This is a genomic window from Terrimonas alba (assembly GCF_042434975.1).
GTDB classification, from domain to species: domain Bacteria; phylum Bacteroidota; class Bacteroidia; order Chitinophagales; family Chitinophagaceae; genus Terrimonas_B; species Terrimonas_B alba.
This window is the reverse complement of the sequence record NZ_JBHMQM010000006.1, coordinates 441,665-460,648: the sequence shown is the minus strand read 5'-3', so window position 1 is coordinate 460,648 and position 18,984 is coordinate 441,665. Positions and strand designations below refer to the sequence as shown.

17 protein-coding genes and 1 pseudogene are annotated in these 18,984 nt (G+C 41.5%); 7 read left to right on the top strand and 11 right to left on the bottom strand.

Features of this window, described 5'->3' with window-relative positions; all coding sequences use genetic code 11:
* Positions 1-335 precede the first annotated feature (335 nt).
* The 6 genes from ACFEL9_RS19290 to ACFEL9_RS19265 all read left to right on the top strand — a co-directional run bounded on the left by ACFEL9_RS19290 (position 336) and on the right by ACFEL9_RS19265 (position 5,388).
* The gene (locus ACFEL9_RS19290) at positions 336-743 is read left to right on the top strand and encodes a hypothetical protein (RefSeq protein WP_385893673.1); all 408 of its coding nucleotides are present in this window, start codon (positions 336-338) and stop codon (positions 741-743) included.
* A gap of 416 nt (positions 744-1,159) precedes the next feature.
* On the top strand, positions 1,160-1,606 hold the full coding sequence (locus tag ACFEL9_RS19285; RefSeq protein WP_385893672.1) for a DoxX family protein: 447 nt from the start codon (positions 1,160-1,162) through the stop codon (positions 1,604-1,606).
* 709 nt (positions 1,607-2,315) lie between these two features.
* Complete coding sequence (locus ACFEL9_RS19280; RefSeq protein WP_385893670.1) at positions 2,316-2,750, top strand: Hsp20/alpha crystallin family protein; 435 nt, start codon at positions 2,316-2,318, stop codon at positions 2,748-2,750.
* Between the two features lie 57 nt (positions 2,751-2,807).
* Complete coding sequence (locus tag ACFEL9_RS19275; RefSeq protein WP_385893668.1) at positions 2,808-4,472, top strand: L,D-transpeptidase family protein; 1,665 nt, start codon at positions 2,808-2,810, stop codon at positions 4,470-4,472.
* A 57-nt stretch (positions 4,473-4,529) separates the two neighbouring features.
* Entirely contained in the window at positions 4,530-5,180 is a 651-nt protein-coding gene (locus ACFEL9_RS19270) for a hypothetical protein (protein WP_385893666.1), read from the top strand.
* A 10-nt stretch (positions 5,181-5,190) separates the two neighbouring features.
* The gene (locus ACFEL9_RS19265; RefSeq protein ID WP_385893664.1) at positions 5,191-5,388 is read left to right on the top strand and encodes a YgaP family membrane protein; all 198 of its coding nucleotides are present in this window, start codon (positions 5,191-5,193) and stop codon (positions 5,386-5,388) included.
* 28 nt (positions 5,389-5,416) lie between these two features.
* Here ACFEL9_RS19265 and ACFEL9_RS19260 read toward each other — a convergent pair whose 3' ends face one another.
* From ACFEL9_RS19260 to ACFEL9_RS19210, 11 genes and pseudogenes are all read right to left on the bottom strand, one after another.
* Positions 5,417-7,924 carry a cation-translocating P-type ATPase gene (locus tag ACFEL9_RS19260; RefSeq protein ID WP_385893663.1) on the bottom strand — a complete coding sequence of 836 codons (2,508 nt, stop codon included), beginning with the start codon at positions 7,922-7,924 and terminating at the stop codon, positions 5,417-5,419.
* A gap of 85 nt (positions 7,925-8,009) precedes the next feature.
* Positions 8,010-8,213 (bottom strand): YtxH domain-containing protein, encoded by a 204-nt coding sequence (locus ACFEL9_RS19255; protein ID WP_385893661.1) that lies wholly within the window; start codon positions 8,211-8,213, stop codon positions 8,010-8,012.
* A gap of 101 nt (positions 8,214-8,314) precedes the next feature.
* Positions 8,315-9,247 (bottom strand): 1-phosphofructokinase family hexose kinase, encoded by a 933-nt coding sequence (locus tag ACFEL9_RS19250; protein ID WP_385893659.1) that lies wholly within the window; start codon positions 9,245-9,247, stop codon positions 8,315-8,317.
* Between the two features lie 11 nt (positions 9,248-9,258).
* On the bottom strand, positions 9,259-9,714 hold the full coding sequence (locus ACFEL9_RS19245; RefSeq protein ID WP_385893658.1) for a pyridoxamine 5'-phosphate oxidase family protein: 456 nt from the start codon (positions 9,712-9,714) through the stop codon (positions 9,259-9,261).
* A 33-nt stretch (positions 9,715-9,747) separates the two neighbouring features.
* Positions 9,748-10,071 (bottom strand): annotated as a pseudogene (locus ACFEL9_RS19240) (SDR family oxidoreductase); the annotation flags it as partial.
* A gap of 51 nt (positions 10,072-10,122) precedes the next feature.
* The gene (gene ppsA, locus ACFEL9_RS19235) at positions 10,123-12,525 is read right to left on the bottom strand and encodes a phosphoenolpyruvate synthase (protein WP_385893657.1); all 2,403 of its coding nucleotides are present in this window, start codon (positions 12,523-12,525) and stop codon (positions 10,123-10,125) included.
* 17 nt (positions 12,526-12,542) lie between these two features.
* Complete coding sequence (locus tag ACFEL9_RS19230) at positions 12,543-13,370, bottom strand: universal stress protein (protein WP_385893655.1); 828 nt, start codon at positions 13,368-13,370, stop codon at positions 12,543-12,545.
* Positions 13,371-13,472: 102 nt separating this feature from the next.
* On the bottom strand, positions 13,473-14,570 hold the full coding sequence (locus ACFEL9_RS19225) for a baeRF3 domain-containing protein (protein ID WP_385893653.1): 1,098 nt from the start codon (positions 14,568-14,570) through the stop codon (positions 13,473-13,475).
* A gap of 126 nt (positions 14,571-14,696) precedes the next feature.
* Positions 14,697-15,536, bottom strand: coding sequence for a putative universal stress family protein (locus tag ACFEL9_RS19220; RefSeq protein WP_385893651.1), 840 nt, complete (start codon positions 15,534-15,536; stop codon positions 14,697-14,699).
* Positions 15,537-15,810: 274 nt separating this feature from the next.
* Positions 15,811-16,560: a porin family protein gene (locus tag ACFEL9_RS19215; RefSeq protein WP_385893649.1), complete on the bottom strand. Its 750-nt coding sequence runs from the start codon at positions 16,558-16,560 to the stop codon at positions 15,811-15,813.
* Positions 16,561-16,901: 341 nt separating this feature from the next.
* Entirely contained in the window at positions 16,902-18,239 is a 1,338-nt protein-coding gene (locus ACFEL9_RS19210) for an erythromycin esterase family protein (RefSeq protein WP_385893647.1), read from the bottom strand.
* Positions 18,240-18,450: 211 nt separating this feature from the next.
* On the opposite strand from ACFEL9_RS19210, the gene ACFEL9_RS19205 reads away from it, so the two are divergent.
* Positions 18,451-18,981, top strand: coding sequence for a YciE/YciF ferroxidase family protein (locus ACFEL9_RS19205; RefSeq protein ID WP_385893645.1), 531 nt, complete (start codon positions 18,451-18,453; stop codon positions 18,979-18,981).
* Positions 18,982-18,984 lie beyond the last annotated feature (3 nt).

Sequence of the window (18,984 nt, the reverse complement as noted above, 5' to 3'; positions counted from 1 at the left end):
CAACGCCTTCGTAAACGGTTACAGCTGGACGATGAGGTAACCACCGAAACGTATCTGACTAAAATTTAGCTAACAAATGTTTTTTTGTTATCACTGATACTTTTCCCGATGTGGCCCTTTCGTCCATAAAGTCTTTCAATTACTAAAAGCTACGCAGATTAAATTCCTCTCCCAAAGGGGTTTAGGATACATTTCCATTTTTTGTCCGGTCGTTGTCAGGTTACTTACCATTTTTTGTCCGGTCATTATCAAACTTTTGTCCGCCTCAGAATTTGGATCTCCCCCTGGTGTGCTGCTAATTTCGTTTTCGATGGAAATGCATTGCCTGTCATTTTATGAAGAAAGAAATTGGTTACTTATTACATTTTCCCTGGTGCATTACCCTCAAAACAAATATCAAAATCAGGATTAAAAAACATCTTTCAATTATGAAACTGCAACATGTTCATCAGGAAGTTTTGATTTTCACAAACACAACACTTTCACAGAGGGCTCTATGTAGGAAAAACAGCAGCAATAACAGCCCTGTTAGTGAGGAATTGGAAGAAGCATTCTGGGATGGCTTGTTAAATGAATTGGTTCCTGAAATCATGCCTTCAACACGGTATCCAAAGATGGTTATCTGGGGGGTGCATGCAGGAAAATTTTATTTACTTATTGACCTGGCAGACAGTCCCGGAATTACTGAATCAATACTTTCTATAGACCCTCATTTATTTTCATCTGAAGTCAATATGAATTGATTAAAGATGTAGACAGAGGATTGGCAATTTGAATAGGTAAAACAAAAGAATAAAAAGAGCCATAAACGTTTCAGGACAAAAATTTATGACAAAACGAGTGCGATACGTAAACATGGCTTAACAAAATATTACCTGTGGAAGCCTGAAAAACCAAAGCGGGAATGAAGTGCTAACTGAAGTAAAAAAAATGAAACTTATGACAGGAAGGGTGATAATTATTGGTGGTGGTTTTGCTGGATTGGAACTTGCGAAAAAACTGTCTGATAACAAGCATTTTAGAGGAAATCGTAGTAGACAGGAATAATTATCACTTCTTCCCGCCTTTACTGTACCAGGTATCTACTGCTTTTATTGATCCATTCAATAATGGCAAACATTAAGTAAAACTCATTTCATAATAGTCAAATAAAAAAATTATGAAAAGGATTAAAATTGTTTATTGGGCATCCACCGGGGTGTTTTCATTATTAATATTGGCGATAGTATCGACCTATTTATTTTCCGGTCAACTGAAAGCATCTTTCAGTCATTTTGGATTTTCTGATTATTTCGGGACAGAGTTGGCTGTTGCAAAATTTGTGGGGGTAATTGGATTGCTTCTCCCAGCGGTGAAAGGCAGGGTGAAAGAGTTGTTATATGCTGGTTTTGCAATTACACTGTGTTCAGGTTTTATAGCTCACTATGCTGTCGGCGATGCTATCGGATCATTGATCTTGCCGCTGATTATGCTGGCGATTCTTATTGTTTCCTATATAACTTATCGTCGATTATATCTCCGGATGAAAATTAGAGAAATCATATACGGGCGCAACAATGCAACCTGGCACCAGGCAAAAGGAAAATCCCAGCGTTTGCCATATTGAAGAATCAAATCAAAAGGAAGGATTTTGATAATCTTTTAAAGGTCGTTTTTGCCTATTACAACTACTAGTATGAAATGGTTTTTACAAATTGTTTTTCGGCAAATGAAGAAGCGTCGCTGCGCATTTTGCCTACGCTTTGGTTTCGAAACACATGGTCGTGGAACTATGATGATTATAAACCACAGATGTCAACAAATGAAGGAAACATCATGATGATTCACCGAGGTCGATTCACATTTGCCAGCCGTTCAGGTGTCGGGTATTTAATGGAATGGCCAAGTTATCATTGCCCCCTAATCCCATTTTGCCAGAATTTAAGCGCTTACGTAAAAAGCATCTTCATCTATAGCTATAATAAGATTCAGGCTGCACCTTTTCTCATAAAGTGATATATTAACTATGGATTTGTTTGTCTTGACCAGCTTGCAGTGAATTGGCTTTTGAAATGCTGTCCTCCTGGTTAGGCAGGATTTGTTCGATAGTTTTATTGATAATCAATATCTGTCATGTCAGGGGCTTGCCAGTTTATCAGGGGCACCTTTCCCTGTTCACCCTTTATTGAAAAAGACTCAGTTAGCCGCCAGTCTTGCATTGCTGCAATGTATGATTAATCTCAAGGTTTTTGCTGACGCAGATCGTTTATTACAAGAAGTTGAAAAAATAGATTTGTGATGTAAAAATATTCTAACACAAAAACAAGGAGGTTTTTATGGGAACCCAAGCATTAAGCAGGCTTTCAGAAAGAATGCCTTCCGTATTTGACGATTTCTTCAAACCCTGGAACGAATGGTTTGATAATAGTGGCCGCGTTATGAACGTACCCGCTGTGAATATTACTGAACAAAAAGACCAATACCTGGTATCTCTGGCCGCTCCCGGCATGAAAAAAGATGATTTCAATATTGATGTGGATGGCAATATGTTAACCATCAGCAGTCAAAAGGAAGAAAGCAAGGAAGATAAGGACAAACGTTATACAAGGCGGGAGTATAGCTATTCTTCTTTCAGTCGCAGTTTTACACTGCCCGATGAAGTAAACAAGGAAAAGATTGATGCCCGGTATGAAGATGGAGTGTTAAAAATTTCCCTACCCCGGTACGAGGAGGCAAAAAAATCTTCAGCGAAGCATATCGCTGTAAAATAAGCCAGCTACTGTATGGCTTAATGCCCCGCCACAAAGGGTGGCGGGGCTTTTTAGTTGATGCATAAGAAATCCGGGAATGGCTTTCACCGCCCTGTTCAAATCAATGTTCGGGATATTGCTCATCTGCTTCGTTTGCTACGTTTTGTGAAAAAAGAAATCATCATATCGCTGTTTTGCGTAATCAGCCTGACAGGCCTTGCTCAAATTTCCCCGGCTGCTGTAAAGCAATTTGTTTCATTTGAAAATAAGATCGGCTCCGCTGAATCCCGCCGAAACGAAAGCATCTTTTATGAAAAGATTGGCTTTATGACAGGCTGGATACAAAAAGAAAACAAAACAAACTGTATTTTTCTGCTTTCCGTTTTAAAACAAGCGGCTGATTGGGGGCTACAGTCAAAAGACTACGATATTGATTTTATAGCTTCGGTCCTACAGGATAAACTTCATTTACAAAACCAGGCTGATTCAATCAGGGCGGATATAAAGATTACACAATCCGCCATTCAGTTTTACAGTGATATTACTTTTGGAAATACCAGTCCTGCATTGGGTTATAATGGTATAAACTACGTACCGGGCTGCACCAATATCGCGGCATTGCTGGCAGAATCTATGTTGAAAAATGAATTACCCGTATTAGCACGCCGGTTAAACACTACTCTTCCCCAAATACAGTCGCTGACAAATAGAATTCAATGGTATAACCGGGTGATGGCTGATAGCAGTTTCAAGGAAACGGCTATCCGTTCTTCCAAAGTAAATGCTGCTAACCTACCATTGATTATAAAACTATGGCAGTTATCTCTTCTTGACACTGCTAAAAATAGATTGACAGACAGTCTTGTGAAGGCAGGAGTAAAGGAAGCGCAGCGGCAGTTTGGGTTGCTGGCTGATGGGGTGTTACGGGCCACTGCTTTGGCGGAGTTAAATGTGCCGCTTGCCACCAGGCTGCAACAGTTAAATCTTTCGGTCAATTATTATCGTTGGTTGAATTGCCTGGCGCAAAGTCAGCCGGTTATCGTGGTAAATATTCCGGCAGCCTATATGAAAGTATACCACAAGCAACAGGTGATTCTTGAAATGCGCATGGTATTAGGAAAAAAATCAACCCCGACACCCACTTTGGCCAGCCGGATAACAGAGTTGGTGCTTTATCCTTACTGGCATGTGCCGTTTAGTATTGCCACCAAAGAACTGTTGCCTCATATAAAGAAAGATCCCGGCTACCTGGCTGCAGGTAATTTTCAACTGCTGAATCTGTCAGGAAAAATTATAGACCCTTATACTGTGAACTGGCAAAGCCTAAGTACCAGGTATTTCCCTTATATCATCAGGCAGAGCACGGGCTGCGATAATTCATTAGGGCTGATAAAGCTTAATTTCTATAGCCCTTACAGTGTTTATCTGCATGATACACCAGTTAAGAATGCATTTATGCTGAACAAGCGCTACTTCAGTCATGGATGCCTGCGGATGAGCAAGCCCATGGAGTTAGCACACCTGCTTGTAAAAAATCCTTTGACAATAGATACACTTGAAGAAAAAGGATGCTTACGAAATCAATCACCTGTTATGGTGCCTGCTGATAAACAAATGCCCGTGATCGTATGGTACAACCCTGCTGATGTCGATTCGTCGGGCCGGGTTTTATTTTTTGAAGACGTATATGGCAAGTTTAACTGGACAAGAGAAACGCCTGATAATAATCTGGCAGCCCAATGATGCTTGTCATTTTTTGAGGCTGGTGCTTTCTATAATTTGAATCATAAAACAAAAAATATGAAAACGATAAAGTGGTTGGGTATAATTGCACTGTTCCTGGCAGGATGTACTTCTTCCAGGATTACCAGTTCATGGAAAGATGAAAATGTATCGCCCAAACAATACAATAAGATACTCGTGCTGGGCCTTATCCGGGAAACTGATCGTACCATTCGTGAAAACATGGAAAATCATTTTGTCGGTGACCTGCAGGCACTGGGTTATAATGCGGTATCATCATTAAAAGAATATGGGCCGAAAGCTTTTGAGAAAATGGATGAAGAAGCTGCGCTGGCCAAACTAAATAATAGTGGTGTCGATGCGGTAGTAACCATTGTATTGCTGGATAAAGAGAAGGAAAAAAGGTATGTTCCGGGTTATATCAATTACTCACCTTATGGCTATTATTACAATCGTTTCTGGGGCTATTATGGCACGATGAACCGACGGATTTATGAACCGGGATACTATGTCACCGATACTAAATATTTCTGGGAAAGTAATTTCTATGATATGGGTACGCAAAAATTGTTGTATTCAGTACAAACCCAGTCTTTTGATCCGGCGAATTCAGAAAGCCTGGGTCACGAGTATGGTCAGCTCATTGTAAAGAACATGGTAAAAAATGGGATAGTAGCGAAAGGTAATATTGTTAGTAAACCGTTTTAAACACACATATATGAAATGCAATGTTGGCAAAACAGACAGAACAATCCGGTTGATAATAGCCATTGCAATCGGTGCAGCAGGCTTGTATTTTAAATCCTGGTGGGGGCTTGTGGCTATTCTACCACTGATTACTTCTTATGCCGGATTTTGTCCTTTATACAGTTTATTGGGTATTAGCACCTGCCATCCAAAGATCAATGTAAATTAAATGGCATTGTCAGAAGGTTCGCTTAAATTTATTTCACTTTAAAGACAGATAGCCGAACTATTTTGTATGCTTCGAACCAAAACACACAGGTAAACGCCACCCCAAGACAAAGCCAGAATTGCTGCCGGCTTATAGTTGCCAGTTGGAAAAGCTCCCGGACAAATGGGACGAAATGCAAGGCAACGAGGAAGAGGGTAGAGATGATCAGTATAACAGGGGCAAGATTATTTTTATACCGGATCGTGTGAGAAAAGGTCTGCGTAAAAGAACGATCCACAAAAGTCAAAAAGATATTACTAAGAATCAAGGTGGTGAAAACAATGGTTCTTGTTTGTTCCAGCGAGGTGCCCTTCGTCATGAAATAAAAATATAATGCCAGTGAGCCAATCGCTATTAACAAGCCTTGCAGAATGCTGATAAATATTTCCTGCCGGGTAAACAAGCTATCTCCTTTTTGTCTCGGCTTTTGCAGCATGCTATTGCCCTCAACCGGTTCCCTTTCAAAAAAAATAGAACAGGTGGGCCCCATGATCAGCTCCAGGAAAATAACATGGATGGGTGTAAAAATATTGGGATATGCCCATCCAAGTATAATGGGGATGGATGCGGTCAACACAATAGGGATATGAATCGAAATAATATAGCGGATTGCTTTTTTAAGATTGGTAAAAATTTTTCTTCCTTCGCGGATAGCCGTTACCATTCTTTCAAGATTGTCGTCCGTTAGAATAAGGTCCGAAGCTTGCCTGGCTATTTCCGTTCCCTTTTTACCCATGGCAATTCCGATATTGGCCGATTTTAATGCTGGTCCATCATTAACGCCATCACCTGTCATGGCTACTATTTGACCATTGGCTTTTATCGCTTCGATCACTTTCAATTTAGCGTCGGGAAACATTCTTGCAAAGATGTTGGTGTTCTTTACCGCCTCCTGTATCTCAACATCGCTCATGTTTGTAACCTGGTCACCGGTAATATAATGTTGATGATGATGCATACCTGACTGACCTGCTATGTTGACGGCGGTTTCGGGATAATCTCCCGTTATCATTTTCACTTCGATTTTCGCATCATGAAATTCCCTGATAATACCGGGAATATTTTTTTTGGGTGGATCATATAACGCCAATAAGCCCTCAAAATGCCAATCAAAATCATCCTGCGCTGCTGGTAATGGCCTGTCAAATTGTAACCTGCTGCTGGCAACTGCCAAAACACGATATCCCTTCGAAGCCAGCGACCTTGTTTGTTGGCTGATGGTATTTTTATCAACGTCACCGAGCTGACATACTTTTATTATGCGCTCTACTGCGCCTTTTGCCGCGGCGATTCTTGAACCATCTGTGATGTAAACATGTGTCATCATCGGCGGCCTGCCTTCCAGTGGATACTCATAGTTTATTTTTAATGGCTGCCGGGGCTGGTATTTTTTAACCGCATCCCATATTGCTTTTTCCATAGCATCAAAAGGATCCTGTTCGCTGGCTAATACTGCATATCGCAAAACCTCTGTGTTTTGCAAGCTGGAATTTTCATTCAGCTCAATTAATACATCTGAATTAAAATCATAAATGGTTTTTACCTCCATTTTATTTTCAGTGATAGTGCCTGTTTTATCCAGGCAAATAACACTGACAGCTCCGAGGTTTTCTACCACTTGTGGCTGCCGCGAAATAATGCCTAGCTTACTCATTTTGTAGGCTCCCAGTGCCATAAAAGAGGAGAACGCTACCGGCACTTCCTCAGGTATTGCGGATAAGGCAAGTGTAAGGGCAAACAACAAACTGGTGACCCAGTTGCCGTTGTCGAAGTAGTTCAATAAAAAAATGATAAAAAAGCCGGCGAGTCCAAAAAAAGCGAGGTATCGGACAAAACGATTGATCTGTTGTTGGAGCAATGTTTTAGGTGGTTGGTAGGTTCCAATTGTTTTGCCCAACTTGCCTAAAACGGTGTTGTTGCCAATAGCGCTAACCTGTGCCACACACTTACCCGCATTGATGGTAGTACCCTGGTATAAAATATTACTTCCTTCCGTTTCATTTTTTTCAACCGGGAACGACTCTCCAGAAATAACTGACTCGTTGATGCTGAGATCATTTTCCTGTAGGATGATGGCGTCAGCGGGTACATTCATCCCTTCGCTCAATAGCATGATATCTCCGGGGAGCAAATCCTCTGAGTGTAATATGATCTCTTTGCCATCCCTGATAACGGTGATCCGGGCATCTGTCAATTGCTTTAAGGCTTCTAATGCCCTGTTGCTTTTTACTTCCTGGTAAAGAGAAATAGTAGTAACCAGGCTTATGGCTAATGCCGTCATGATACCTTCGTCAATGCTTCCCAGGATGAAATAGAGTGTACAGGCAATGGCAAGCAAAATAAACATGGGTTCTTTTACAATATCCCACACGATATGAAAGAAACGCCTGGATGGCTCGGCCTGGAAAATATTTTTACCATATTGCCGGCGTAGCGGTTCAATATCTTTTGCAGATAAGCCTTTGATGTTTTCCAGTTGAATAACTTTTTCCGGCATCAGCAAAAAGATTTTTTAAAATGTAAGAACCTGTTTTGGTATGATTGCCTTCTTGTTTTTTTCTTTCCGCAGCGTACAGATCACATCATACTGGTTCATTTTCCTTGCCTGCAAATTTTTCTTTGCAACGGCTGAATTCTTTTTCCAGCTTATCGGCTAATTTTCCTGGTGCTTCAGCGATCTTTTGTCTTGTTTCGCTTCCTTTGGCAGGCGCAAATAAAATTCCTAACAGGGCTCCCACAGCCGCACCGGCGACAAGTGCAATCAATACCTTATCATTTTTGTTCATAAAAAATAGTTTATTGGTAATAAAGACTGTAAAGTAACCACCCGCTTAACTATGAAGAATGAGTCCACTCATTTGAAGTTATGACAATCCTCATAATATTATCAGGATGATTGATTGATCTGCAGGTATAACCTGTCGGCATCATCTTTTTTACAAAGTTCAGTACCAGGGTTCAGGGTAGCAGCAGTGCCACAGGCAATGCCATAGGCCAAAGCATTTTTAAGATTTTTTCCATTATTGAGGCTAAAAACGATGCCTGCCACCATACTGTCACCGGCGCCCACGGTACTTTTTCTTTCCACCTTTGGTGTCTTCATCCGGAACGAATCTTTTGCGGTTACAAGCATAGCACCATCTGCTCCCATGGAGACCACGATTATTTCACAATGAAATTTATCAATGACGTGCCGGGCAACTTCTTCTGCCTTGTCAGCGTCGATCCATTTCAAACCGGCAAGTGAACTTAGTTCGCCAAGATTGGGCTTCAATAAGTAAACACCTTCTTTGACGGCGTACTTCAGGGCGTCGCCGGATGCATCAACTATGAACTTTGCGTTTTTATTATGTGCAATTTTCGCAAGGCGTGAATAAATATCGGTCGGTACTCCCGGTGGCAAACTACCACTGGCCACCAGATAACCGCCATTGCAGGCTTCCTCCACTGCTTTCACAGAATGTTGCCATTCACTTTCAGTTAAGGTGGTGCCGGGCATTCCAAACCGGTATTGATTATTGGTGGATTGATCTACGACGATAATATTCTCTCTTGTTTCGTTGGCTGTTTCAATAATGATGGAGAGGATATTTTCTTTTTCTATCAGATGATTCAGGAATTTGCCGGTATAGCCACCGGAAGGAAATATTGCTGTTGCTTCACCGCCCAATTTTTTGATAGCCCTTGCTACGTTAATGCCGCCGCCACCGGGCTCCAACTTGGGTGTTGAACATTTTAATTTTTTTTCAGGGATCAATGAATGAACAGATGTGCTTTTATCAATGCAGGGGCTAAAGGTGATCGTAATGATAGAAGTCATGAGCAGAAAAATTAATCTTTTTCATACCGGCCCGTCTTTTCAAGGATAATGATCCGGTAAATAACAGGACGAAGGTCGCCGGGAACATGCAATATCTGGTTATCTTCTGATATTTCCGGAGGCATGGCTGTCTCACTGATTTTTGTGCGAAGGGTGTGGTCCACAAAATATTTCATAGCCCTGTATCTTTCTGCAGAATCGGATAGTTCCTGGTATTCGCCCCACACGATCACACTTTTCCAGTTGGTGAAATCTTTTATTTCATCTACTTCAAAACAAACTTGCGGGTTCCTGCGCATCATTTCTATTTTCATGCCTTGCATCGAGTGTGCGATGATGTCTTTTCCATCATACACATAGTTGATAGGCACTATATACATTTTGGCGTCATCATAACAGGCAATACGACCCAAGAGGTTATTTTTTAACACCAGTTCAATTTCCTTATTATTCAATTGGCCAAGCATACAGGTATGTTTTATCCTGTAAAGAATTTGAATTTATTGTGCAACCCATCCTGTCAGCGGATGGCCGGTTACAAAAGAAGAAGCATCTGAACAAAGCCAGGTGACCGCCGCTGCTACTTCTTCAGGTTCACCAGGCCTTCCCGCGGGTTCCATTGTTTCAAATTGTTTTTCCAGTTCTTTATTTTTCCCGGTAAAGCAGTCGACCATCGGCGTCCTGATCACACCCGGACAAACAACATTTACCCGGATACCCAATTTTGCGTATTCAAGGGCGGCATTTTTCGTACGCCCGATTACGCCATGCTTCGAAGCGACATAAGCGGTGATATTAGGGAATCCTACCAGGCCTGCTATAGATGCATTGTTTACGTTACAATCGCCACTTTATTTTCAAAAAGCTTTTCCATGCTAAGGGCTTGGCGTTTGTTGTAATTTTTTTATTTCTTTTTTTTCCGCTAGCCGGATGTTTTCAATCCCCTTTAATAAAGCGTCATGATTAAAGGAGATGCTATCAATTCCCTGTTCTACCAGGAATTTTGCAAACTCAGGGAAATCGCTGGGAGCCTGGCCACACAAGCCAATTTTAGAACCGGCTTTTTTTGCCTTATTGATCATTGTTGCGATCATTTCCTTTGCCGCCTCATTCTGTTCACTGAATAAATGGCTGATGATAGCTGAATCTCTATCTATACCTAGTGTAAGTTGAGTAAGATCGTTGGAGCCAATGGAAAAGCCGTCGAAGATCTGTGCAAACTTTCCGGCAAGTAATACATTGCTTGGTATTTCAGCCATTACGTAAATCTTGAGGTTATTGACACCCTGTGAGAGACCATATTTTTTCATCACATCTACCACTTTATTTCCTTCTTCCAGCGTTCTGCAAAAAGGGATCATCACTTTCACATTCGTAAATCCCATCTCGTCCCTCACTTTGCGGATAGCTTCACACTCCAACCCGAAACCTTCCCGGTATAATTCATGATAATAGCGGGAAGCACCGCGGAAGCCGATCATTGGATTTTCTTCCGTTGGTTCGAAATCTTTACCACCTACCAGGTTAGCATATTCGTTTGTTTTGAAATCGCTCATTCGCACAATTACATCTTTTGGAAAAAAAGCTGCGGCTATGGTTGCAACGCCTTCAGCCAATTTATCAACAAAGTATTTTTCTTTATCAGGATAGTGATGGGTTAATTCTTCGATCTTTTGTTTTACCGCAACATCCTTTAATTCGTTAAAGCGAACCAGCGCCATCGGGTGTATTTGGATGGTATGGGTAATAATAAATTCAATCCTCATCAGGCCAACGCCGTCATTGGGGTAAAATGAAAGTTTAAAGGCTTTGTCAGGGTCGCCGGCAATCAGCATTGCTTTAGTTGTTTCCGGTTTTTTTACTTTCGAAAAATCAATTTCAACCTCTTTGAATTTTAAAGCGCCATTGTAGACAAATCCGGTTTTGCCTTCACTGCAGGATACAGTTATGGTATCACCATCTGCAATTTTTTCCGTCGCATCGTTGCATCCCACTACAGCGGGGACGCCTAATTCTCTTGCAACAATGGAGGCGTGACTTGTTCTACCTCCTTTATTGGTGATGATCGCTGAGGCGTTTTTCAGGATAGGATCCCAATCGGGACTTGTTAAATTGGTAACAACTATTTCACCGGGTTTTAACTTATACGAATCTTTTGGCGATTGAAGAATCCTGGCTACACCTATTGCGATTTTGGATCCGATGGCCTGACCTTCCGTTAGTACTACTCCCTTATCCAGGAGTTGGTATTCCTTTATGACCAAAGGATTTTTTTGACTGTGTACTGTTTCGGGCCGGGCCTGGATAATAAATAATTCATTGCTGATTCCATCTTTGGCCCATTCGATGTCCATTGGCTTTTGATAATGCTCTTCAATCAGCAATGACCAGTTGGCAAGCTTTGTTATTTCTTCATCATTCAAAACAAATCGCTCCTGCTTTTCTTTTGGCGTGTTAATATTGATAATCGGGTTTGCTTCGTCGTTGCTATAAATCATCGTCTTTGCTTTTTCACCCAGTTTCTTTTGTACGATGGCATTCTTGCTTTGCCGTAATGTGGGTTTAAAAACAAAAAACTCATCCGGTGTTACTGTTCCCTGCACGATATTTTCACCCAATCCCCATACACCGCTGATATGTATAATATCCCTGAACCCCGATTCTGGTTCCAGTGTAAAGAGAACGCCGGACGATGCCTGGTCAGAACGAACCATTTTTTGTACACCTACTGATAAGGCTACTTTTTCGTGTGCAAATCCATTGTCTTCCCGGTATTTAATGGCCCTGTCTGTATAAAGAGAAGCGAAACATTTTTTAACTGCCTGCAACAATGCTTTTTCACCTTTAACATTGAGATAAGATTCATGTTGGCCGGCGAAGCTTGCCTGTGGCAGGTCTTCGGCGGTTGCACTGCTCCTCACAGCAACTTCGAAATAAACGGTTCCACACAGTTCTTTATAGGCATGCACAATTGCCAGTTCCATGCTGCGGGGCATTTCTGCTTTCAGCAGCAATGCTCTTGCTTTGGCGCCGATAGTTTGCAGGTTTGAAAAATTCTTTTTGTCCAGGTCATTTACCAGGTCATGCAGCTGCAGGTGTAGTGAGTTATGCGATAAAAATTCTTCAAAAGCAAAAGCAGTGGTGGCAAAACCGTCGGGTACCGGAATACCCTTTGAGGAAAGTTTCGAAAACATTTCACCCAGGGACGAGTTTTTACCGCCCACTGCTGCTATATCAGCTATGCTGATTTCATTGAATTTCTTTATATAATTTTCCATTTTGCCAGGCGATAACGTTATTCATGTAGTGACATTACGGGTACCTGTGTATGCAGCACCAACTGTTTGGAATGGCTGTGCAGGAATATTTTACTAACGAGGCTATGCCTTTTGGGGATTAGTATCAGCAGGTCAAGCTTGTTTTCTTCTGCAAAGTTAGTTACGCTTCTTTCAACTTCTGGCGCATTCAGAAAATGATATTGCGGATGCAGGTCGCCCAGCATTTCCTGTAACAGGCCCGATTCTTCTACTGTTTCCGCACTAAACGTGCCCCGTGGCTTGTCGCTTACGTGTAGTATATGCAATTCAGCGTTAAACTCTTTTACCAGTTCTTTTATTTCCTGCACTCTTACAGAATCTACTACTTCCCTGAAATCACAGGCCAATCCTACTTTACGAATATTGGTAAACTTCGCCGTTGGTGGCACAATGATCAAAGGCCAGGACAAATCTTTTACCGCTGTTACAGTCTTGCCACCAAATAAGAATCGTTCAAAGGCGCCGGCACTTTCAGCACCCATTACCACTGCAAATGGCTTTACGGAGTCTGCGTATTCTGTTAATTCGTTTACCACATAGCCGGGTCTTATTTCGGTGTGAATGATCACCCGGTCATTCAGCCGGTTTAACAGGGTTTCTTTTAGCTTTTGTATTTCTGCATCAGCGGCTGTCGCCAATGCCTCCACATCATAAGTAGGTATCGGCACTTCGGTAGCCGGTGTAGGAATGGCATATACATGAAATAGGGTTAAGTGGGCGCCCAGCATATTGGCCATGTCAGCGGCATAGTCAACAGCATTCAGCGAGTTGGCCGAAAAATCGGTTGGGGCGATAATCGTTTTCATCTGTTTATTTTTTATTGTTTCAGATGGAACCTCGCAGATAATCATTTCACTGTGTGAGAAAAAATTATCATGCCCGGTTTCATAAAAATTACTTTATATGACTTAATAATATTGAACTAAGGCAATGTGGTGATAATCTTTCAATACATCTTTGTCAACAAACTCCACATCGCCGCCTTGCTCCAGCACTTTTTCAATTACATCATCTACCGCATCTTTAATATGTGAAAACTTAGAATAAGGTTTTGAGGGCATGTAAATAACATTCTTGCTTCCTCCGTGCTGTGCAGCGTACATATAATCTTTCTCGACAACCAGGAGACGACCTTTGTGATTCATTGCCTCCCGCCATACATTGCGTATGCCACTTGCCAGTTGTTTTTTACCAGCAGCATCTTCCAATTGATTTAATAATTCTTTTTGTTTTACTTCTTTCCATTTTGCAGTATAGGGTTGCAGGATGGCTGCCAGTTCTTCGGCATTGGCTTCATCATAACCACCATAAATATATTCGATGACAGCGCTTCCATGTTTGGTCAGTTTTTTAAAATGGCCAACGATTCTTTCGGGTCCCATTACGAAAAGCGGCAAATGATAAGAATGGAGAATAATGCCCAGCGAATTATCAATATGGTGCAGGAACTTTTCCATAATGATCTCCCGCCTGCTTGAAGTATCCGAAAAATTGGACACTTTTTCAGGTGCATCATTGACATACGCATATACCGAGCCGGAAGTGTCGGCAATTATTTTTACAAAGGTTTTTGAATTGCCCAGGAACATGCGGCTTTTCTTACCATTTAATACCAATACCAGGTATTGATGAGATTGTTTTTTGTTGTAAACGAGGTCACGGATCTCAAATGACTCATCTACCATGATCTTTTCTTCTACCGCAATATCCAGGTACAAAACCTTTTCAAATACCGGTGACACATAAATGGCAATGCTTTTTTTATGGGTATTATAATTTAAGTTGCTGATTACCGACCTGAGCTTGGCCATCACGAGTTCGATGATTTCGGTGGAATAAGCTTCCCTTAATTCCCGTTCCACCTTGTCTGCGGCAATTTTCAATGAATGCGACAATGCTGTCTTTTGATTCATCTTTGGCTCAAATGGCATTACGATAGAAATAGCAGGACGGTAATACTTTGCCTCCATTACTTCACCTAATTCGGATGTCAGACCGGTATTCATAACAAGATGTTTTAGATACCGAAGCTAGGTCTGCTTACTACCCCAAAAAATGACTGTGGTCACATAAGCTTTTGATTGTTCTCATTCACGTAGCAGCAAAAAGTTGGCCGGGACGGTATTAACCGCTTACTTGTTATGCGCAATAAATAGCGGGAGTTTCAGGTCTCTCATCAACACATCAGCCATGCTTGCCCTGAACCAGCGGGAGACGGTACTTCGCCGGTAAGCACCCAGGATCACCAGGGGATTTCCTTTTTGTTTTTTCAAATAATTTACGATTGCTGTTTCGGGCAAGCCTTTGAAAACAGAATAGGTGGCATGGGGAAAGTGGCGCTTCATAAACTCCTTCATCAATTTTTTATCCGGCACGATGCGGGTTTGATTCCCGCTTTTTGCCGAAATGACCTCGGTTGGTATTTGCTTTAAAGAAGGCAGCATATAGCTGAACATTTTGATGGCATATACCGATGTAGGTTCGCCGTCATAAAGCAGGATGAGTTTCTCAATAGGTTTAAACTTTTGGGGTACGATTAAAACCGGGCATTGCACATGTGAAAGCAGGTCACGGATAAACTCACTGGGAATTTTTTCGGTGTAGGCCGTTAAGGTTTCGCTGCTGTTGACGATTAACAGGTCAGCATATATGCTTTCATGTAATAATTCATGTATAGCCGTGTCACGGTCATGATGCAATGAATAGTTCATCCCGGCCTGGCGACAGGCATTTTCAAACCGGCTGACAGCGGCAGCCCTGGTTGCTTTGTCTTTTTCTTCCAGTTTTTTTTGTTTGATTTCGGGAGTAGTTTCTTTCGTTACCAGGTCATAAATCTTATAACTATGACGTAAATAATCATCCAGGAAAACACCAACCAGGTGTGCACTACTTTGTTTGGCGAGAAGAATAGCATATTCCATCACGCTTTCTGAAAACCGGAGACTATCAAAGGCAGCTATAAATTTTTTCATGGCCCTGTGTTTTTATGGATTTGAGGCAGAGTGAATCAGTTTTTCTAAAACTATGAAGGACAGAAGGCCTGTGCTATGATTCTGATTGGATAAGGTAATGATTATCGTCAGAACAGCCGACAGGGAAATGAACTATTCAGAAAGTTATTCTATCTCCCAATAGTGAAGAAGTCGTTTTTTAGTTTTCCAGTATAAGTGGTGGGACGTGACCGTAATATATTTCATCAAAGCGGATTTCTCTGGCTGTTTGCATTATGAAGTTCTTGTACTACTATTATTTATTTATAATAAGTGAATACCCAATTGCTAACATAAACGAGCCAGTTTTATTTTTACCATCCTCTTCGGGATGTGTCTGTATATTTAGCATTCCGATGATGGCACGTGCGTCAAAAAAAATATTTCCGTTCCCTATTGGATGTTCAATACCAACGCCACCCTGTATGCCTGCATTTACTTTTTTTATACTCTCCTTGATATCTGTTGTGCTATTGAAATCAACCGGAGGAAATAATGTTCCGTTTTGTGTAAGTGGCATAGTCGATTCTTTGTCCAGGAACAAAGAACTTTTTCCGCTTGTTTTAGTTTTTGCTTCCAGGAGAAAAGCAATATGAGGACCAAAACAGGCGTAGTATGTTAACTTTGAGCGCCGTTCGAATGCCAATTTAAGTAACACGGGAATCTCCAGGTAATTAAGGATGGCAGTGTTTTTAAAGTTAGCATACAGAACTACACCGGGTGGAAGCATAATGCCGTCAATGGCGTCTGATGGGATTGGCTGCATACCTTTCCGTTGCCCGCCCTGGGGTGAGAAATTTACCTCAGGCTGCAGCGATAGTGTGTGAGATAATGGAAAGATTGCCTGCACTCCTCCATAAATACCCAGCCGGGACGTATAGCCTTCGCTTTTTTCATTGTTACCCTTGAGCCTTGGAATGCTTATGCCTCCTTTCATTCCGACGGAAAACTGGGACTGGGCTGACAGAAATAGTAATACTGAACAGGCAGTTAAAAATTTTCTCATATGGCTTTTAGTTTAATCGTTTATATATCTTCTATGGCAATAAGAGTATCCCTTCGTTAACTTATTAATTCGTTAATCCGGGAAAGAATCTACGCTCATGCGGCAAGCTATTACGTTCACTATTCTTTGGCGATGATCAGCATTATCTGCAGGTATGATGATCATCAAGGTTTTCCGGGTTAGTCAATAGCTTTTTTCCTGTTTAAAGAGATATTTAATCAAATAACAGGGTATCAAATTTTTTATGTGGTAAATCCCTTTTTGTGAATAAAAGATGAAGGAACAACAGGAACCACTAAAAGAAACCTGCCTATTTCCGCCACTTATTTTGATAGTGTTACCTATACTCCAAAAGGATAAGTGTCGGGTATTTGATGACCATCCGGTTGAATATGTACTGGGTGTAGTGCATGTGTTTCGTCCAGATAGATGAAAGCATCATAGCGCAGCGGTAAAATGCTGGGAACATAATTGCCATACTGCTCATACTGCGGTTGATAAACTACCCCAACGGCCCGGTGGCCGATATGATGTTCCATCATAGTATCATTATCTGCAAAATCATCCATCAGCAAAAGCTTATTTTCCGTCCCTGCCCGGTGCAGCAGATCCTCCCAACTCCCCGGCCTTGCATCGGGCAATTGCATTTTAGTCATAGGGGCGCCCCAACTTTTTCCGGCAATCACTGATCCTTTGTATGATCCGAATCCAACAAGGACAACTCCCTCATCATTGTAATTTATTCTTGCCAGTTCGCCAACATTATACATGCCTTCATCTACCATATCCGTTGCCCGGGCGTCCCCGATATGGGTGTTATGTTCCCAAACAATTGCTTTGGATTTTTCTCCATGAAATTCTAATAACCGGTCCAGGGTGTCTGCCATATGGCGATCACGTACATTCCAGCTATGCGGCCCACCGGCGATCATGGCACGGTAATAATTTTCGGCGTTCACGGTTATCAATGCATTTTGTTCAGCGCTGAAAACATTTTCATGGTCGGTATTGTACTGCGGTAATTTTTTTTGAATCTCTTTGAGTAAATCCACAACCTCATTTTGGCACAATTCGGGAACAAACTGTGATGCTCTTGCGTAGGATTTGCCTTCGTCTTTTCTATACGGTTCAAAACACAGATATGCTTCTTCAGCTATTTTCAAGGCCAATGGATCTGTTTTTTTCAAATACTGCATAATGCTGTCCATGCTTTCCCAAAGACTATATACATCCAGGCCATAAAAACCTATTCTTTTATCAGCAGATAGTCCTGCATTATATTGCGCAAGCCAATCGGCCAGCGCTACTATCTCCCAATTGCCCCACATCCAGGTTGGCCAGCGGTTAAAGGCATGCAAAATCTTGAAGGCTCCTTTGTTAGCTGAATCATATCCTTTTACAAAACGGTTAAGCCGGTAACAATCGGGCCAGTCGCCTTCCACCGCAATAAAATTGAAACCCTTTTCTTCAATTAGTCGCTTTGAAATATGAGCCCGCCAGGTATAATACTCATGTGTCCCATGGCTTGCTTCACCCAACATGACAATTCTGGCATCGCCTATTCTGTCCATCAGGGGTTGTAAGCCAGCTTTACTTTGTAAAGGCCAGGCATTTTGCTGAATGGCATTTACCACTTCGGGTTGATTAACTGCTGGTTGGTTTCTAAAATAGCGTCGCATTAACTTGTTTTTAAATAATCAATTTTTATACCCGGTTTCCAATTTATTTTTTGTTGCCTGCTTATTTCGTATGATAACCTGACCGAACTCTCAACCAAAGCAAGTTCATTCCTTCTTTTATATTAATGAGCGCAATCAAATCAAAGAGTGATGGTAGTCATTATAAAGAGCTATTAGTGTGGATTAGATTTGATAATTAAACTGTTTAATTATGAACGATGAAACTTTGGGGATTACTACGCTTCACCAATTGCTTGTTTATGATGCCAGGAAATGTAGCAGTGCCGAAGCCCAACTAGTAAATATTTTGCCCTTTTGGATCAACCTGGCTGGTTCCATAACACTTAAAAATGTTTTGCAGGAATACCAGGCATGGGTGCAACAACATACTGGTAGGTTACTGGAATTTATTAACGATGAAAAAATTGACTCGTTAAGCCGCACGAATATGGTAATGCAGGCATTTATTACCGAGACAAGAGAGAAGGTAAATAATTGCACCGATCAGGAAGTGCAGGATGCCTGCCTGCTTGCGTGCATACAAGCCATCAACCATTATAAAATCAGTATGTATGGAACTGCTGCTGCCTTTGCCAAAGCATTGGGAAATGATAAAGCCGCTATTGTATTTCATGAAGCAGAACTGAACGAGAAGCAAATTGATGAGAAGCTATCAGCATTTGCGCAACAGGAGATCAATGTCAAGGCTGTAGCTCCCATTTTATTAATGGGGAAAAAGTAAATT

Coding starts and splice junctions, on each gene's coding strand:
- ACFEL9_RS19290 (WP_385893673.1), top strand. CDS start 336: ATGAAGAAAGAAATTGGTTACTTATTACATTTTCCCTGGTGCATTACC.
- ACFEL9_RS19285 (WP_385893672.1), top strand. CDS start 1,160: ATGAAAAGGATTAAAATTGTTTATTGGGCATCCACCGGGGTGTTTTCA.
- ACFEL9_RS19280 (WP_385893670.1), top strand. CDS start 2,316: ATGGGAACCCAAGCATTAAGCAGGCTTTCAGAAAGAATGCCTTCCGTA.
- ACFEL9_RS19275 (WP_385893668.1), top strand. CDS start 2,808: ATGCATAAGAAATCCGGGAATGGCTTTCACCGCCCTGTTCAAATCAAT.
- ACFEL9_RS19270 (WP_385893666.1), top strand. CDS start 4,530: ATGAAAACGATAAAGTGGTTGGGTATAATTGCACTGTTCCTGGCAGGA.
- ACFEL9_RS19265 (WP_385893664.1), top strand. CDS start 5,191: ATGAAATGCAATGTTGGCAAAACAGACAGAACAATCCGGTTGATAATA.
- ACFEL9_RS19260 (WP_385893663.1), bottom strand. CDS start 7,924: ATGCCGGAAAAAGTTATTCAACTGGAAAACATCAAAGGCTTATCTGCA.
- ACFEL9_RS19255 (WP_385893661.1), bottom strand. CDS start 8,213: ATGAACAAAAATGATAAGGTATTGATTGCACTTGTCGCCGGTGCGGCT.
- ACFEL9_RS19250 (WP_385893659.1), bottom strand. CDS start 9,247: ATGACTTCTATCATTACGATCACCTTTAGCCCCTGCATTGATAAAAGC.
- ACFEL9_RS19245 (WP_385893658.1), bottom strand. CDS start 9,714: ATGCTTGGCCAATTGAATAATAAGGAAATTGAACTGGTGTTAAAAAAT.
- ppsA (WP_385893657.1), bottom strand. CDS start 12,525: ATGGAAAATTATATAAAGAAATTCAATGAAATCAGCATAGCTGATATA.
- ACFEL9_RS19230 (WP_385893655.1), bottom strand. CDS start 13,370: ATGAAAACGATTATCGCCCCAACCGATTTTTCGGCCAACTCGCTGAAT.
- ACFEL9_RS19225 (WP_385893653.1), bottom strand. CDS start 14,570: ATGAATACCGGTCTGACATCCGAATTAGGTGAAGTAATGGAGGCAAAG.
- ACFEL9_RS19220 (WP_385893651.1), bottom strand. CDS start 15,536: ATGAAAAAATTTATAGCTGCCTTTGATAGTCTCCGGTTTTCAGAAAGC.
- ACFEL9_RS19215 (WP_385893649.1), bottom strand. CDS start 16,560: ATGAGAAAATTTTTAACTGCCTGTTCAGTATTACTATTTCTGTCAGCC.
- ACFEL9_RS19210 (WP_385893647.1), bottom strand. CDS start 18,239: ATGCGACGCTATTTTAGAAACCAACCAGCAGTTAATCAACCCGAAGTG.
- ACFEL9_RS19205 (WP_385893645.1), top strand. CDS start 18,451: ATGAACGATGAAACTTTGGGGATTACTACGCTTCACCAATTGCTTGTT.